14 protein-coding genes are annotated in these 17,230 nt (G+C 34.8%); 8 read left to right on the top strand and 6 right to left on the bottom strand.

Translation table 11 applies throughout. The features are described 5' to 3' along the window. Window positions 1-28 precede the first annotated feature (28 nt). The 6 genes from EKM02_RS05135 (at window position 29) to EKM02_RS05110 (ending at window position 10,422) form a co-directional block, all read left to right on the top strand. Window positions 29-484, top strand: coding sequence for a DinB family protein (locus EKM02_RS05135; RefSeq protein ID WP_126452751.1), 456 nt, complete (start codon window positions 29-31; stop codon window positions 482-484). Between the two features lie 173 nt (window positions 485-657). Continuing rightward, window positions 658-4,248 carry a UvrD-helicase domain-containing protein gene (locus EKM02_RS05130; protein WP_126452749.1) on the top strand — a complete coding sequence of 1,197 codons (3,591 nt, stop codon included), beginning with the start codon at window positions 658-660 and terminating at the stop codon, window positions 4,246-4,248. A 47-nt stretch (window positions 4,249-4,295) separates the two neighbouring features. Then, a complete protein-coding gene (kbl, locus tag EKM02_RS05125) occupies window positions 4,296-5,489 on the top strand; it encodes a glycine C-acetyltransferase (protein ID WP_126452747.1) in 1,194 nt (397 codons plus the stop codon). 112 nt (window positions 5,490-5,601) lie between these two features. Further along, window positions 5,602-7,044: an OmpA family protein gene (locus EKM02_RS05120; RefSeq protein WP_126452745.1), complete on the top strand. Its 1,443-nt coding sequence runs from the start codon at window positions 5,602-5,604 to the stop codon at window positions 7,042-7,044. A 63-nt stretch (window positions 7,045-7,107) separates the two neighbouring features. Next, window positions 7,108-9,885, top strand: coding sequence for a PD-(D/E)XK nuclease family protein (locus EKM02_RS05115; RefSeq protein ID WP_126452743.1), 2,778 nt, complete (start codon window positions 7,108-7,110; stop codon window positions 9,883-9,885). Window positions 9,886-9,972: 87 nt separating this feature from the next. Continuing rightward, window positions 9,973-10,422 carry an ATP-binding cassette domain-containing protein gene (locus tag EKM02_RS05110; RefSeq protein ID WP_233592272.1) on the top strand — a complete coding sequence of 150 codons (450 nt, stop codon included), beginning with the start codon at window positions 9,973-9,975 and terminating at the stop codon, window positions 10,420-10,422. Here EKM02_RS05110 and EKM02_RS05105 read toward each other — a convergent pair. The 6 genes from EKM02_RS05105 to EKM02_RS05080 form a co-directional block, all read right to left on the bottom strand. Continuing rightward, a complete protein-coding gene (locus EKM02_RS05105) occupies window positions 10,419-11,201 on the bottom strand; it encodes an alpha/beta fold hydrolase (protein WP_126452739.1) in 783 nt (260 codons plus the stop codon). The two genes, EKM02_RS05110 and EKM02_RS05105, sit on opposite strands and share 4 nt — an antisense overlap. A gap of 350 nt (window positions 11,202-11,551) precedes the next feature. Continuing rightward, complete coding sequence (gene pyk, locus EKM02_RS05100) at window positions 11,552-12,982, bottom strand: pyruvate kinase (protein WP_126452737.1); 1,431 nt, start codon at window positions 12,980-12,982, stop codon at window positions 11,552-11,554. A gap of 5 nt (window positions 12,983-12,987) precedes the next feature. Further along, window positions 12,988-13,476: an IPExxxVDY family protein gene (locus tag EKM02_RS05095; RefSeq protein ID WP_126452735.1), complete on the bottom strand. Its 489-nt coding sequence runs from the start codon at window positions 13,474-13,476 to the stop codon at window positions 12,988-12,990. 113 nt (window positions 13,477-13,589) lie between these two features. Continuing rightward, window positions 13,590-14,330 carry a ribonuclease III family protein gene (locus EKM02_RS05090; RefSeq protein ID WP_126452733.1) on the bottom strand — a complete coding sequence of 247 codons (741 nt, stop codon included), beginning with the start codon at window positions 14,328-14,330 and terminating at the stop codon, window positions 13,590-13,592. A gap of 6 nt (window positions 14,331-14,336) precedes the next feature. Further along, the gene (fabF, locus tag EKM02_RS05085; RefSeq protein WP_126452731.1) at window positions 14,337-15,590 is read right to left on the bottom strand and encodes a beta-ketoacyl-ACP synthase II; all 1,254 of its coding nucleotides are present in this window, start codon (window positions 15,588-15,590) and stop codon (window positions 14,337-14,339) included. A gap of 178 nt (window positions 15,591-15,768) precedes the next feature. Next, on the bottom strand, window positions 15,769-16,005 hold the full coding sequence (locus EKM02_RS05080) for an acyl carrier protein (protein WP_007137004.1): 237 nt from the start codon (window positions 16,003-16,005) through the stop codon (window positions 15,769-15,771). Between the two features lie 176 nt (window positions 16,006-16,181). Here EKM02_RS05080 and EKM02_RS05075 point away from each other — a divergent pair, with 176 nt between their 5' ends. Together EKM02_RS05075 and rnhA are read left to right on the top strand one after the other, a co-directional pair. After that, a complete protein-coding gene (locus EKM02_RS05075; protein WP_126452729.1) occupies window positions 16,182-16,751 on the top strand; it encodes a phosphoribosylglycinamide formyltransferase in 570 nt (189 codons plus the stop codon). Window positions 16,752-16,756: 5 nt separating this feature from the next. Continuing rightward, the gene (gene rnhA / locus EKM02_RS05070) at window positions 16,757-17,227 is read left to right on the top strand and encodes a ribonuclease HI (RefSeq protein WP_126452875.1); all 471 of its coding nucleotides are present in this window, start codon (window positions 16,757-16,759) and stop codon (window positions 17,225-17,227) included. Window positions 17,228-17,230 lie beyond the last annotated feature (3 nt).

Here is a 17,230-nt window from a genome sequence, read left to right as displayed (position 1 = left end):
ATGATTATTTTTATCAAAAAATAAAAAAATGAATCAAATATTAGACATTACTTTAACCAGCCGAAAAATAGTTTCACAGTTTTTAAAAGGATATACTTTAGCGCAACTTAACACGATTCCGGAAGGATTCAACAATAACCTGATTTGGAACATCGGTCATATAATAGTGACACAGCAAGTATTAGTGTATAAATTATCGGGTTTACCGATGATGGTTTCTGAGGAAATGGTAGAAAAATATAAAAAAGGAACTAAGCCAGAACATATTGCAACACAAGAAGAATTAGCCGAAATGAAGGATTTGTTATTTGAAACTATCAATCAAACTAAACTTGATTTTGAAAATAAAAACTTCAAAAACTTCACTGAATATCCTACATCAACAGGGTATACGCTAGAAAGTGCTCAGGATGCAATGGCTTTCAATGATTTTCATGAAGGGCTTCACATTGGGATTATGATGAGCATTAGAAAATTTATTTAATCACTTTTGGCAAAAGAAAAATTCCCTGTTACTTGCTTTGTTTTTCATTAAGACACAACCCTGAAAAGGAAGCACAAGCAGTTTGGTTTTTTGTACTTGAAGACCATAAAAAAGGATTCTTTTTATAAAAAAAGTATTAATTTGTATAACTCACAGCGTATAATAATAGCAACATGCAAAGACCTTCATTTTCCATATACGATGCATCAGCTGGATCCGGAAAAACCTATGCGCTTGTCAAAGAGTACCTCAAGATTATTCTTGTTGCAAAAAAAAATGATGCCTATCGCACTATACTGGCCATTACGTTTACCAACAAAGCGGTGCACGAAATGAAAAGCCGAATTGTGGGTAGTCTTTCTGAATTTGCAAAAGACGAGCCCAGCCACAAAGCACAGGACTTGATGCAAGATTTAGCAATAGATACAGAACTTTCGATCCTCGAAATCAAAACTAAATCACAGCAAATCATCAAGCATATTATTCATAACTACGCTGCATTTGATATTTCTACGATTGATAAATTTACGCATAAAGTAATTCGGGCCTTTGCGCATGATTTGAATTTGCCCATGACTTTTGAAGTCACCCTAGACACTGAAAATTTATTAATTGAGGCTGTAGATGCTATAATTGCTCAGGCCGGTGAAGATGAAACGTTAACAAAACTGCTCATCGATTTCACGATGGAAAAAACTGACGATGATAAATCTTGGGATATTTCCCGTGAAATTCTAGAGACAGGCCGTTTGATCCTCAATGAAAATAACAGAAACGAAATCACGCAGTTTCAGGATAAATCCATCGCTGAGTTCGTTGCAATAAAAAAGAAATTAGTAGAAGCCAGTAAAGATTTAGAAAAACAGACTGTTGTTTTTGCAACAGCGGCTTTGTTACTGATTGATACCAATGGAATTGATGTAAAATCTTTTTCTAGAGGAACTTTTCCCAATCATATCAATAGTATTCAACAGGGGAAATTCAATCCGAAGAATAAAATTTTTCGTAAGTTGGATGATATAGCCATAAATAAAACGGCAAAAGATCGTGCGATTATTGAAAACATAATTCCAGATTTATTGCAATTCTTAGACAAAGTTTACAAAGCTTTCGAAAAGATCCATTTCTATAAAGCCTTCCTGAAAAACATTACACCACTTTCCTTATTAAATACGGTAAGTAATGAATTAGCCAAAATACAAAGTGAACAAAATGTACTTTCCATTTCAGAATTTAATGCCATAATCCATAGGGAAATTCAAAACCAGCCGGCGCCTTTTATATACGAACGATTGGGGGAACGCTACCGCCATTTTTTTATCGATGAATTTCAGGATACTTCGGAGATGCAATGGCAAAACCTGATTCCGCTTATTGATAATGCCCTTTCCGGACAGGATAATTATGGAGAAAAAGGAACCTTGATGATTGTGGGCGATCCCAAACAGTCTATTTACAGGTGGCGCGGCGGAAAAGCCGAACAGTTTATTGAATTGAGTAAAGATCAAAACCCGTTCAATAATCCTGATAAAAAACTTGAACATCTTGATAAAAATTACCGAAGTTATTCGCAGGTAATCGAATTTAATAATGAATTTTTTAAATTGTTGTCCGGTGAATTTGCTCATTTAGATTACAAAGAGTTGTATGAAAATCACAGCCACCAAAAAACCAATGACAAAACAGGAGGTTATGTGAATATTTCTTTTATCCCAAAAGTGGAAAAAACAAATGATAATCCGGAAGCTTCTGGAGACGAAGAAGCTTTAGATAAAACCGATTTATATGTTTTGGCTACGATGAATACGATTCAAAAAGTAATTCAAAAAGGATTTGAATACAAAGATATTGTCATTCTTACCCGGAAACGAAATCAGGGAATTGCGATTGCGAACTATTTGACAGAGCAAAGAATACCGCTTTTATCCTCGGAAACGTTAATGATTCAAAATGCTACTGAAGTACGATTGATTATTCATTTATTAAAATACCTGAAAAACAACGCTGATTTAGAAGCTAAGGCGAATTTCCTTTACTATATAGGAACGCATATTCAGGACAGATTACCTGTTGCTGATTTCATTGCCAAAGGAATGGCATTGTTTCAGGAAACGGATTTCGAAAATTGGCTGGTGAGTTTTAATATTTCATTGTCGTTTCAAGACATTAGAAAAAAATCATTGTATGAAGCGGTGGAGGTTATTATTGCAAAGTTCCTCTCCCCGGCCCTCTCCAAAGAAAAGGATGACGAAGTGGTTAATCGTAAGGATAAATTCCATCGTATTGAATCAATACATACTGAGAAAATTCTTTGGATGGAGTTTAAATCTAGATCATTTGAAGATTATAAATTCAGGCAACACCATCTGATAGCTGATTTCATTGTCCATTTTGTTTGTTTATCGAAAAAACTGGTTGTTGAAGTGGATGAGGATTATCATTTTACCGAAGAGCAGGTTCAGTTAGATAATAATAGAACAATTACCCTAAATAAATTAGGGTATAAAGTCATTCGATTTACCAATGAACAGGTTATAAAGAATATTTCGGAAGTTTTAAAACGAATAAAAGAAGAATTAATTCAACGAGAAGAAATTCAAGACTCCAACTTATCGGTGTCGGCTCCTGCCGCTTCGGGGAAGGTTGGGGAGGGGAATGCCTACGTCCAATATTTTTTAGACATAGTTCTGGAACGTGACATTCGCAACCAAGCAGGAATTTCTGACTTTCTAAATTTCTGGGATAAAAACGCACAAAAATTTAGTATTCCCTCACCAGAAGGAAATAATGCCGTTCGGATTATGACAATTCATAAATCAAAAGGATTGGAGTTTCCGGTCGTCATTATGCCATTTGCAGAGGAAGATTACAACAGGAAACCAAAAGATAAATTGTGGCTCAATGCTGAAGGAGGAATTTTTGGCCTGTCAAAAGTATTAATTGATAACAATAGCGCCGTAGAAGGATTTGGAGAGGAAGCGGCTGAGATTTACAATCAAAAGAAACAGGAAGAATTATTAGACAATATCAATGTGCTTTATGTGGCTTTGACCAGAGCGGAGGAACAGTTGTATGTGATTTCAAATATGAATTTATCCAGTAAAGGGGAAGTTCCAAAAAATAATATGTGTGCTTTTTTTATTAATTATTTAGAGAGCAAAGGGGAATTCGAAACCGATAAATTGGAATATGATTTTGGGGATATCGCTAAATTATCAAAAGAAAAAAAACACATTGATACCTCCAAAACAATTCCGTTAGTTTTGGAAATTTTGAATCCAAAAAACATCAAAATTGCACAAAGAGAAGCATTGATGTGGGGAACACAACAACAGGAAGCCATTGCCTATGGAAACGTCATTCATGAGATTTTATCTTTTGTGAAAACGAAAAACGATATAGATTTAGCTATAACAAAAGCGATTGAAAACGGACTCATGGTTTTTAAACAAAAGGAAGCCGTTTACAGTACCATACAGGAAATTGTCACTCATACAGAACTAACCGATTATTTTTCGGAAGGGAACGAGGTACTGAATGAACATACAATTATTCAAAAGGAAGGAAAGACTATAAAACCGGACCGAATGGTTTTGACAAAAAATAAAGAAGTGTTGCTGTTGGATTATAAAACAGGAACACATAATCCTAAATACCACTTACAATTAGAAAAATATCAAAATGCAATTGAATTAATGGGGTATAAAGTGGTAAAAAAAGTACTAATTTATATAGGAAAAGAAATCGATGTAGTAAATTTGTAGTCTAAAAAATGAATTATTCGCAAAATTGAATTTTAAAAACATAAAAAATGTACGGAAAAATTAAAGACTATTTACAGTCAGAATTACAAACAATAGAAGACAATGGAATCTTCAAATCAGAGCGCATTATCACCTCACCACAAGATGCAGAAATAACGATTTCGACAGGAGAAACGGTTTTAAATTTTTGTGCCAATAATTATCTTGGCTTGTCATCCCATCCAGAAGTTGTTCAGGCTGCAAAAGACGCTCTTGATACGCATGGTTTTGGAATGTCTTCGGTGCGTTTTATTTGTGGAACACAAGACATTCATAAAACTTTAGAAAAAAAGATTTCTGAGTTTTATGGCACAGAAGATACCATTCTTTATGCAGCCGCTTTTGATGCAAACGGAGGTGTTTTTGAACCCTTATTAGGAGATCAGGATTGTATTATTTCGGATAGTTTAAATCATGCCTCTATTATAGATGGTGTTCGTTTGTGTAAAGCGACGCGATATCGCTATGAAAATAGCAATATGGGAGACCTGGAAAAGCAGCTGATTAAGGCTACAGAAGCCGGTACCCGTTTCAAATTAATTGTTACGGATGGTGTTTTCTCCATGGATGGCGTTGTAGCTCCGTTGGATAAAATTTGTGATTTGGCCGATAAATATGACGCAATGGTTATGGTTGATGAATGCCATGCTGCCGGATTTATTGGTGCTACCGGAAAAGGGACACTTGAGTTAAAAGGAGTCATGGGAAGAGTAGATATTATTACGGGAACCTTAGGAAAAGCACTTGGTGGCGCCATGGGAGGGTATACGACCGCTAAAAAAGAAATTATAGAAATATTACGCCAACGTTCCAGACCGTATTTATTTTCAAATTCTTTAGCACCAGCAATCGTTGGAGCTTCCATTAAGGTTTTTGAACTCTTAGAAAAAGATACAACACTTAGAGACAAACTAGAATGGAATACTAATTATTTTAGAGATGGGATTAAAAAAGCAGGTTTTGATATAATTGATGGGGATTCTGCAATAGTACCGGTGATGTTATATGATGCAAAATTGTCTCAAACTATGGCAAATGAATTATTAAAAAGAGGAATTTATGTCATAGGCTTCTTTTTTCCAGTAGTTCCTAAAGATAAAGCAAGAATTAGAGTACAACTTTCTGCGGCACATACAAAAGCGCATTTAGATCAGGCAATAAATGCATTTGTAGCGGTAGGAAAAGAGCTAAATGTTGTATAATTCGCACTTTTAGCCTTGCTTGTAAGTTTTTTTTAACATAACATTTTGTAGTTTAAAATTTACGTCCTATTTTTGCAAGTAATTAACTAATTTGTCATTAAAAAAATTAAGTATGAAACATCTTAACAAAATTTTAGTTGCTGCGATGATGGTGATGGGTTTAAGTTCTCACGCACAAGACAGTAACAACCCATGGGCAATCTCTTTTGGAGTAAATGCCGTCGACACTAAAGCTGGTGCTGAAGGTGGTAATAATTGGCTAGACCGTCATTTTTCTCAACCATTTGACGCAAAAACAAACTGGAACGTTCTTCCTTCTGTATCCTATTTAAGTGTATCCAAATACGTAGGAGATAATTTCTCTTTTGGTCTTACTGGATCTGTAAACAAAATTGATAAGTTTGTAACTTTTTCTCCAGGTACTGTAGGTGCTGATTCTAGAGGATATCATGTCACTAATCCTGGTGATTTAATGTACTATGGTGTTGATGCTACGATCAGATACAGCTTCATGAATTTGATTAAATCTAAAGTTATTGACCCATCTCTTTCTATTGGTGGTGGATATACATTCTTTGGAGACAGTAGTTTTGGAACTTTAAATCCAGGTGCTGGTTTAACTTTATGGTTTTCGGAAAATGTTGGTTTAGAACTTTCTACAAGATATAAAAAAGCTTTTGGAGATAGAACTGAAGGAGATATTGATTTTGCAACTCCTGATGCTCCATCCCATTTTCAACACTCTGCCGGTATTATCTTCAAATTTGGTGGAAAAGATACAGATGGTGATGGAATATATGACAAAGATGATGCTTGTCCAGAAGTTGCTGGTTTAAAAGAATTCAACGGATGTCCTGATACAGATGGAGACGGAATTCAAGACAGTGAAGATGAGTGTCCAAATGAAGCTGGTCCTAAAGAATTAAAAGGATGTCCTGATACAGATGGAGACGGTGTTGCTGATAAAGATGATGCTTGTCCAAATGAAGCTGGTCCTAAAGAATTAAAAGGATGTCCTGATACAGATGGAGACGGTGTTGCTGATAAAGATGACAAATGTCCTACAGTTGCAGGTCCTAAAGAAAACGGTGGATGCCCATGGCCAGATACTGATGGAGATGGTGTTCTAGACAAAGATGATGAGTGTCCTACTATTGCTGGCCCAGCTAGCAACAAAGGATGTCCTGAAGTAACTACTGAAGCTTTAGACAATCTTAAAATTCAAGCTAGAGCAGTTTACTTTAATTCTGGTAAAGCAACTTTCAAAACTGGAGATGTTCCAGCTAGATTAGATGCAATGGCAGAAATCCTGAAAAATTATCCAAATGCGAAATTTAGCATTGAAGGACATACAGATAGCGATGGTTCAGATGAATACAACCAAAAACTTTCTGAAGATAGAGCTAATATCGTTAAAGAAGCTATGATCGAAAGAGGAATAAAAGCTGAAAACTTAAATACTGTTGGTTTTGGCGAAAGCACTCCAGTTGAAACAAATAAAACTGCTGCAGGTAAAGCTAAAAACAGAAGAACTGAATTGTTATTGCAAAAATAATATTGTTCAAAAATTTTTAGAAAACGCCTCGATTTATCGAGGCGTTTTTTTTATTTTTATAAAATGACAAATACTTCTTTTCTAGATAAAATAGCTTCGGTTTTAATCGCAAAATACGCTGACACTCTTTCCAATACGATTGTTGTTTTACCAAACAAACGAGCTAAAATATTCCTGATTGAAGCCTTAAAGAAACAAGTCGCCACCAACATAATTTCACCCGAAATTATAAGTATTGAGGATTTTGTTCAAAACATAGCTGGTATCCGCACTATAGATCCTATCGAATTATTATTCGAATTCTATGAAGTGTATTTATCTATTACCGCTACAGCAAATCAACAATCCTTTGAATTATTTGCCAATTGGGCCAAAACAGTCCTGCAGGACTTCAATGAAATTGACCGCTATTTACTAGATCCATCCCATGTTCTTTCCTATCTGAAAGACATTGAAGATATCAAAAAATGGGGAATTGAAGTAGAAAACAAAACGGCATTATTAGAAAAATATATTGATTTTTGGAAACTACTGCCCAACTATTATCAATCATTGTACGCTCATTTACTGAACAAGGGAATCGGCTATCAAGGATTAATCTATCGTGAAGCAGTGCATAACATAAATCATTTTGCGAATTCCCTACATGACAAAAAATTCGTCTTTGCGGGTTTTAATGCATTGAATGCAGCCGAAGAAAAAATAATCCAACATCTCATCGCTTCTGATCAAGCCATAATATATTGGGACGCAGACCAAACCTTTCTCAATGATCCCTATCATGATGCTGGTTTGTTTGTACGACGTTTTAAAGAAAATTGGAAACATTATAAATTACATCCATTTGAATGGATTGTAAATGATTTTTCTCAAACTAAAAACATTCAGGTCATTGGCACACCCAAAACAATTGGTCAAGCCAAAATAGCCGGGAGTATTATCGAGAATATCATCATTGAATCCAAAAGCCTAGAAACTGATGGAACGCTAGATAAAGTTGCTGTGGTTCTGGGCGAAGAAAATCTTTTGGTACCGCTTTTATATTCATTACCCTCAAGTGTTGGCGCTTTGAATATTACGATGGGATATTCCAGCAAGAACAATCCAGCGCAGATTTTGACTGCTAAATTATTCAAAATGCACACAAATGCATTGTCCAGAAATGCTAAAAGCTATGTCTTATACTACAAAGATATCTTAGATATTTTAACCCATCCCTTGGTGGAACCATACGCAAAAACCAGCGTGCTAGTCCAAACCATTAACCAAAATAATTATACTTTTATTACGCATCATAAATTGATGGAATTGAATGGAATTCCAAGTGAAATATTTCTTTTATTATTCCAAAAATGGGAAAAGGGTTCGATTCCAGTTTTAGAGACCATTTCAAAATTATTGCAAACCATCAAAGGAAATTTAAGTAACGACAACGAAGAAGAAAAAATCACCAAAGCTTTTGTTTTTGCTATTTTTAAAGTCATTAACAAACTAATTAATTATTATTCAAAGCACGAACATATCGATAAAATCGAAACTCTTTATGCCATTTACAAACAAGTTATTGATTTGGCCGAGGTTTCATTTGAAGGAGAACCGCTCAATGGTTTGCAAATTATGGGCGTTTTAGAAAGCCGTGTATTAGATTTTGACACCGTTATTGTCACTTCGATGAATGAAGGGAAATTCCCGGCCGGAAAATCGCAAAATTCGTTTATCCCCTATGATGTAAAACGCGAATTGGGCTTGCCCACATTCAAAGAAAAAGATGCAATTTACACCTATCATTTCTATCATCTATTACAAAGAGCAAAGAACATTTATTTAATTTATAATACCGAAAGTGAAGGATTGGATGCAGGAGAAAAAAGCAGATTCATCACGCAACTTGAAGTCGAAAAACAAAAAAATCATACGCTGACTCACGAAATTTATAATGCCGTGCTACCCGAAACAGCGTATCAGCCTATGGTGATTCCAAAATCAGAACGTGTTATGCTGCGATTGAAAGAAATAGCCGAAAAAGGGTTTTCTCCATCGGCGATGACGAGTTATATCCGGAATCCAATTCAGTTTTATTTCCAGAAGATTTTACGCATCAGCGAAGTCGAAGAAGTAGAGGAAAATATTGCCTTGAATACCTTGGGAACTATTATCCACGAAACTTTGAAAGTTTTATACGAGCCTTTAATTGATAAATTTATATCAGAAAGTGATATTCTAAATTGTTTCAAACAAATAGATACAGAGGTTTTGAAACAATTCAAATTGGTGTACAAAGAAGGTGAAATCAAAAAGGGTAAAAATTTGCTGGCATTTGAAGTCGCCAAGCGCAATGTTTCCAATTTCCTGAAAGTGGAACTGGAAAGTATCAAGAATGGTGATGCAATAAAAATTATAGCTTTGGAACAAACATTCGAGCGAATTATAAATCATCCTAATTTGCCTTTTCCGGTATTGATAAAAGGAAATGTAGACCGGATTGAAGAGCGCAACGGAATCATTCGAATTATCGATTATAAAACCGGAAAAGTAGAAAAAGCAAGCGTTACACTGAAATCATGGAAAGGACTTACTGAAGATATTAAAAGCGACAAAATCATTCAGGTGCTGGCGTATGCTTATATGTATGAGCATGACGCTAAAGGAAAACCAATTGAAGCAGGAATAATTTCTTTTAAGAATTTAAAAGCAGGTTTTCTTGCGTTTAATTTTAAAGAAATCAACGAAATAAATGCAATTATAAATGAAGAAATATTAGGTAATTATTTAGAGCAAATGGTTCTTTTATTAAGCGAAATTTTAGATGAAAACATTCCTTTTGAAGAAAAACTAATTTAAACAAAATTCCCAATCAGAAAACTAGCCAATATCTTCGAGTTTTACAAAAGCACTTTGACAATTAACGTGAAATCAAAAACTAGTGATTTGCTAAACGAAATCAGTTATTTGTCTCAAGATAATTTTATTCCAAATTCATTTTCGATAAAAAAGACTATTCAATTGGCTATTGCCAAAGATAAATTACAGGATTTTTATGCTGACGATATGATTCAATCGATGTTAGAGAAAAAAATAAAACATTTATCTGGCGGAGAATTACGGTATTTAGAAATTAAATTAATCCTGAATAATGCATCTAAATTTGCTTTACTAGACGAACCATACAATGGCTTATCACCCATAATGATTGAAAAAATTAATGAATTAATCACTGCAATGTCCAGCACAAAAGGCATTATTATCACAGATCATAATTATGAAAATGTGATAAAAGTCTCCACAAAACTGGCGTTTATGAAAGAAGGAAAAATGCATCATTTAAAAGACAAAAGCGAATTGGTGGAAAAAGGGTATTTGAAACCTGGAATGATTTAGATGCTTTTGAAAAAAGCTAATAATACGTTCAACAATTCGTCTTGGTTTTCAATGTGACTCATGTGTCCGTCCGGAAAAGTCACCAGTTTCATGGCTGTGCCTTCTATCTGTTCTTTGGTTTCTTCGTAATTTAGAACCGGGTCTTTTTCGCCCAGAATCAAAAGTTTAGGAAAAGGTGCTAAATGCAACAACACTTCTCTGTCTTGTCGTATTTTCATACCTTCCAGTGAGGCAACGATTCCCTGAAGGGGTGTTTTTAAAGCTTCTTTCTTTACGCTTTCAATTACTGATAAAAGGCGCTCTCTGTTGTTTTCACTGAATAAATTTGCAATGGAAAGTGAGATGAAATTGACAAAAGATTGTTTTACTGCTTTTATAGCCCGATCTCTATTTGTTTTTCGTTCCTCGCTGTCGGCTCTTGCGGTCGAGTTTAATAAAACCAATCCTTTTATCGTGTCCGGATACAATTCGGCGAAAGCCAAAGCTACATAACCGCCCATAGAATGCCCTACAAAAATGGCTTTACGGATGCGTAGTTCCGATAAAACAGCGTGCACAGCATCAGCATTATCCTCCATCGTTTGCACGTAACTCAAACATTCCGTTTCGCCATGTCCCAATAAATCAATGGTGATGATGCGGTTTTTTTTAGCAAACTCCGGAATGTAAAAATCCCACATGCCTTTATTTTCCAAGAAACCGTGAAGTAAGACAATAGCGGTTCCCTTCCCGGTATCGGAATAGGAGATGTTGGTATTTTTAAAGAGAATTTGTTTCAAGGTTTTTTGTTTAAAGTACTAGATTCAGCTAATTAATGTAACTTTATAAAAAAGACATTTCCGCCCTTTCGTTCAAATGCAACAAATGTTGTTTATTTACGCCTGACAAAAGTTAAAAATAAGGAGCCCCGTAATCCACGAACAAAGATACATAATCAGTGTACTATTTAGAACTAACGATAAAAAAGCAAAATAGCAATTTTAGATTGAGACAAATCTGTCATAACCCAATAAGTAAAGTGCAATTGTAATTTACTTATTGAAAATCAATTTTTTACCGTGTTTTTAACAAAAAAATCCGTCTGTTGATCGAACCAGACGGATTTTTAATACATAATGAGAATGTTTTATTATTCTATTTCAGAAACTCTCAGGGTGTTTACCATCCCCTTTTCCTTAATAGGCATTGCTGCTAAATTGATAAGGAAATCTCCTTTTTGTACAAACCCTTTTTGTTTTACAATTTCATTTATGTCCGTTACGGTATCATCTGTGCTTACATCTTTAGTGTACATGAAAGATTTTACACCCCATAATAAATTAAGCTGAGTAAGGATTCTCTTATTTGAGGTAAACACTAAAATATGTGCATTTGGTCTCCATGCAGAAATTTGAAATGCGGTATACCCACTATTTGTCAAAGTACAAATTGCTTTTGCTTTGATTACATTAGCCATGGAGGCAGCGTGGTGACAAATTGTTTTAGTGATAAATCGTTTTGTTTTTATCTGTGGCGTATTTTGTGGCACTTGGATTAGCGGTGAATCTTCTACAGCTTCAATGATTTGTGTCATTTTTTGAATTACCTGAACCGGATAATTTCCAGTTGCTGTTTCTCCCGAAAGCATTACGGCATCAGCACCATCCATAACGGAGTTAGCAACATCATTTACTTCGGCACGAGTTGGTGTAAGAGACGTAATCATTGTTTCCATCATTTGCGTGGCAACAATAACTGGAATTCTAGCCGTTTTGGCTCTGCGAATAAGTTCTTTTTGAACTAACGGTACTTCATGAGCAGGAAGTTCTACTCCTAAATCTCCGCGGGCAACCATCAGACCATCACAATAAGCAACAATTTTGTCAATGTTTTCTAGTGCTTCCGGCATTTCGATTTTGGCAATAATTGGAATTTTATGTTCTGAATGTTTGGCGATTAATTCTTGTAATTCTTGTAAATCTTGTGGTGTTTTCACGAAAGATAAGGCAATCCAATCTACATTTTGGCCAATGGCAAAAATGGCATCTGCAATATCTTTTTCGGTCATTGCCGGTAGGGATATTTTTGTATTAGGTAAATTTACTCCTTTTTTTGATTTCAATTCGCCACCTTGAATTACTCTTGCTATAACTTCTGATTTTTTATCCGTCTCCACGATTTCGAAAATGAGTTTACCATCATCAAGCAAAATTCTTTCTCCAGGATTTACATCATTTGGAAAGTTTTGATATTTCATGAATACTTTCTTAGCAGTTCCAAGAATATCTTCGGCAGTTGTAAATGTAATTAGATCCCCATCGTGTACGACGACACCTTCCTCCATAACTCCTACTCGAAGTTTTGGCCCTTGTAAATCGCCAAGAATAGCCGTTGTATAACCAAACTCTTCATTTAAACCTCGTATAAGGCTTATTTTTTCTTTTACATCATTGTAGTCCGCATGCGAGAAGTTTACTCGGAACACATTTACACCAGCTTCGATCATGTCTTTTATGATCTCTCTTGTACTGCATGCAGGCCCAAGTGTGGCTACAATTTTAGTTTTTTTGTTTGTAAGCATTTGTATTAAAAAATTAAATTGTTTTTAGATTTTATTTTATTTGTATCTACTATATAAACAGTAGATATGCTGTTTATGGTATTTAATAGGAGTTGCGTTTGGGATACGTTTAAGGTATCTTCGTGATGTTCTATTTTTAAAAAATAATCTACTTTTTTAAATTCAGGAAGTAAAAAGACTTTTGTTGAAACTTCCATGGACACGTTAGAAAATAGATTTTGGTTATTTCCTTTTTTATACTGGATGACTTCATTTTTATTTTGAATCAAATTCCAGGAAATGCCGCTTTCAATGTCTTCATAATAAAATCTGGAAAAACCTGTTTCTCCTTCTTTAATATTAATTTGAATTTCACTATTACTTTTACTAAGATTGACAGGCAGCATTTGATTAATAAAAAATGCCAAACGATAGTCCTCTAATGAAGTATGAATCGCAATAAGATAGTAATCTATTTCGTCAAATTCGCCCAGATCAAGTTTAAGAATAGCCATTTCATGAAAAAATAAGATGTAAATATAGTATTTCTATCGAAGTATTGACCGCTCACAAGGTGATGTTTTTGTTAATTTATAAACGAAAACGATATAGTTTTGTGTATATTAAATTATTTTCTTTCCATTTTTTCTTGAAATGCAAAATAAGCGCGTTGGGATGCTTTTTCTTCTGCTTTCTTTTTTGATGTGGCTCGTGCTTTTGCAATCACTTTATTGTCAATGCTAAGTTTCACGCCAAATAAGCGTTGCCCATCAATAGCATTGTCCTCAAAAATATCATAATGAAATATTTTTTTTTCTTTTTGACACCATTCTATCACCAGACTTTTGTAACTGATTACTTTTCCTTCGAGTCTTGCAATATCTACATAAGGTAGTACTACTCTTTTTTGAATAAATTTTTCGCAATATACATAGCCTCGGTCTAAGTAAATCGCTCCCACCAATGACTCAAAAATATTACCATGGATGTTCTCGCCAAAATGCTGAAGTGGCACTTTACTTTCTATGTATTGTACAAGATTTAAGTCTTTCCCTAATTCGTTCAAATGCTCCCTACTCACAATTTTAGAACGCATTTTAGTCAAATATCCCTCGTCACCAGCAGGTGCTTTATTGAATAGATGAGCCGCAATAACGGAGCTTAACATTGCGTCTCCCAAAAATTCTAACCGTTCATAATTGATTGGATTTCCTAAAATATCAAGGCGATTAGAGGAACGATGGGTGAATGCTTTTTTATAAAAATCAAGGTTTAATGGGGCAAATCCTAGAATTTTCTGAATAGAATCAAAAAAAATCCCGTCTTCTGGAGAACGGGATTTTGAAAATATTTTTCTAATTATACGCATTTATAATTAGATTTCTAATTTTTTTACTAGTACACAAGCATTGTGACCTCCAAAACCGAAAGTGTTACTCATCACTACATTCATTTCTCTTTTCTGAACTTTGTTGAACGTAAAATTTAGTTTAGCGTCGATATTTTCATCATCTGTGAAATGATTTATTGTTGGTGGGACTAGTCCATGTTTTAAGGAAAGTATCGAAGAAATTGTTTCTACTGCTCCGGCTGCACCAAGTAAATGGCCTGTCATAGATTTAGTCGAATTTAAATTCATCGTGTAAGCATGTTCCCCAAAAACATGAAGTATTGCTTTAGATTCTGCCATGTCACCAAGTGGCGTAGAGGTTCCGTGCATATTCACACCATCTACATCAGTTGCTTGTAAACCGGCATCTCTCAAACAGTTTAACATTACATTTTTAGCGCCTAATCCATCAGGATGCGGTGCCGTAATATGGTAGGCATCAGCTGACATTCCGCCACCGCCAATTTCGCAGTAAATATTTGCTCCACGAGCAATAGCGTGTTCGTATTCTTCTAGGACTAATGCGCCAGCTCCTTCGCCTAAGATAAAACCATCTCGATCTTTATCCATTGGTCTAGAAGCGGTTTTAGGATCGTCATTTCTGGTAGATAAAGCATGCATGGCATTAAAGCCACCCATTCCGGCTATGGTCACCGCAGCTTCAGAGCCTCCGGTTATCATAGCATCAGCATGACCTAATCTTATATAGTTGAAAGCATCAATAATAGCATTTGTAGAAGAAGCACAAGCAGAAACAGTGGTAAAATTTGGACCTCTGAATCCGTATTTTATAGAGATATGTCCTCCTGCGATATCCGAAATCATTTTTGGAATAAAGAAAGGATTAAATTTAGGAGTACCATCACCTGCAGCAAAGTTCAACATTTCAATTTGAAAAGTTTCTAATCCTCCAATTCCAGAGCCCCAGATAACACCTACTCTGTCTTTGTCTAATTTTTCAAAATTGAAACCGGCATCTACAACCGCTTCATCAGAGGCAACCATAGCATACTGCGCATAGCGATCCATTTTTCTAGCCTCTTTTCTGTCTAAGAAATCTTCCGCATTAAAATTTTTCAATTCACACGCAAATTGAGTTTTAAATTTTGAAGCATCAAAATAAGTTATTGGTGCTGCTCCACTAACGCCATTAATAAGTCCATTCCAATATTCTTGAATGTTATTTCCAATAGGAGTAAGAGCACCTAAACCTGTTACAACAACTCGTCTTAATACCATAAATTCTTTATTTTTTGTTATCTTTAAACAAATAAAACCCATGCTTTCTTTACTGTATTTTTACAAAAAGAGCCATGGGTATTACAATAAATATCTTTTTGATTGAAATCCAATCTCGAATTTAATTTCAAAATAATAATAACACCCGCTTACAAGATTGTAAACGGGTGCGTATTTATTATTTTTTTGCTTCCTCGATGTAAGAGATTGCTTGACCTACAGTAGCGATGTTTTCTGCTTGATCATCTGGAATTTGAATGTCAAATTCTTTTTCGAATTCCATAATAAGCTCAACAGTGTCTAATGAGTCAGCTCCTAAATCATTAGTGAAGCTTGCTTCTGTTACAACTTCGTTTTCGTCAACACCTAATTTGTCTACGATAATCGCTTTTACTCTTGATGCAATGTCTGACATAATCTTTAATTTTAGAATTTAATTTGTTGGCAAAAATAAAAAACTTTATTTGAAAACAACTATTTAGTTAATAAATGTGACAACTAAATTATGAAATTTATTTTAACAAAGCTGCCACAATGTTATTTATTTTCATTTTTTATCCCTTTTTTTGCATCATTAAAACAAGCTAGGTTATGAAAAAAATTGTCGTTTTTGCTTCTGGATCGGGTACTAATGCTGAAAACATCATAAAGTATTTTGCAAAATCTAAACTTGCAACGGTTCAAGCAGTCTTTGCAAACAGCTCCATCGCCAAGGTGCTTGACAAAGCAAAAAACCATGGCGTTGCAACGAATATTTTTACTAAAGAACAACTTATTGAAGGGGAAGTATTACGTAAAATAAATACAATTCAGCCTGATCTGATTGTTTTGGCTGGTTTTTTATTGAAATTTCCTGAAAATATCATCACATCCTATCCGGATAAGATCATAAACATACATCCTGCCTTGTTGCCAAAATATGGTGGCAAAGGAATGTACGGGATGAATATTCACCGAGCCATTGTGGAAAATAATGAAAAAGAAACCGGAATTACCATTCATTATGTTAATGAAAATTATGACGAAGGAAATATTCTTTTTCAAAAAAAAATAATTTTATCAGGTCACGAAACTCCAGAAGAAGTGGCCTATAAAATTCATGAATTGGAACAAAAGTATTTTCCGGAAGTGATTGAAAGACTATTAACTCATAATTTATAATTTTGATTGCTCACGACGTACACATATACACAGACGGTGCTGCTAAAGGCAATCCAGGCAACGGTGGCTATGGCGTTGTTATGGAATGGGTAGGAAAACCTTATAAAAAGGAATTCTATGAAGGTTTTCGTCGAACCACTAATAACAGAATGGAGTTGTTGGCAGTAATTGCAGGTCTCGAAAAGCTAAAAAATCCTAATACTACCGTTTTGGTGATTTCGGATTCTAAATATGTGGTGGATTCAGTAATTAAAAAATGGGTTTTGGGTTGGGAAAAAAAAGGTTTTGCAGACCGGAAAAATGCTGATTTGTGGAAACGATTTTTAATTGTATACAGAAAACACAAAGTAGATTTTAAGTGGATCAAAGGCCACAACAATCATGTCCAAAACGAAAGATGTGATGCCTTAGCTGTTATGGCTTCAATGCAAAAACAACTTTCTATAGATGCTTTTTATGAAAGCACGTGTGAGTGATTA

Source organism: Flavobacterium sp. RSP49, from assembly GCF_003968735.1.
Classification (GTDB): domain Bacteria; phylum Bacteroidota; class Bacteroidia; order Flavobacteriales; family Flavobacteriaceae; genus Flavobacterium.
The sequence above is the reverse complement of the archived record's forward strand: the minus strand, read 5'-3'. Positions and strand labels throughout refer to the sequence as shown.

Excerpts from the sequence above, each read along its gene's own strand:
- EKM02_RS05135 (WP_126452751.1), top strand. The coding sequence starts at position 29 with ATGAATCAAATATTAGACATTACTTTAACCAGCCGAAAAATAGTTTCA.
- EKM02_RS05080 (WP_007137004.1), bottom strand. The coding sequence starts at position 16,005 with ATGTCAGACATTGCATCAAGAGTAAAAGCGATTATCGTAGACAAATTA.
- EKM02_RS05075 (WP_126452729.1), top strand. The coding sequence starts at position 16,182 with ATGAAAAAAATTGTCGTTTTTGCTTCTGGATCGGGTACTAATGCTGAA.
- EKM02_RS05120 (WP_126452745.1), top strand. The coding sequence starts at position 5,602 with ATGAAACATCTTAACAAAATTTTAGTTGCTGCGATGATGGTGATGGGT.
- EKM02_RS05115 (WP_126452743.1), top strand. The coding sequence starts at position 7,108 with ATGACAAATACTTCTTTTCTAGATAAAATAGCTTCGGTTTTAATCGCA.
- EKM02_RS05095 (WP_126452735.1), bottom strand. The coding sequence starts at position 13,476 with ATGGCTATTCTTAAACTTGATCTGGGCGAATTTGACGAAATAGATTAC.
- pyk (WP_126452737.1), bottom strand. The coding sequence starts at position 12,982 with ATGCTTACAAACAAAAAAACTAAAATTGTAGCCACACTTGGGCCTGCA.
- kbl (WP_126452747.1), top strand. The coding sequence starts at position 4,296 with ATGTACGGAAAAATTAAAGACTATTTACAGTCAGAATTACAAACAATA.
- EKM02_RS05130 (WP_126452749.1), top strand. The coding sequence starts at position 658 with ATGCAAAGACCTTCATTTTCCATATACGATGCATCAGCTGGATCCGGA.
- EKM02_RS05090 (WP_126452733.1), bottom strand. The coding sequence starts at position 14,330 with ATGCGTATAATTAGAAAAATATTTTCAAAATCCCGTTCTCCAGAAGAC.
- fabF (WP_126452731.1), bottom strand. The coding sequence starts at position 15,590 with ATGGTATTAAGACGAGTTGTTGTAACAGGTTTAGGTGCTCTTACTCCT.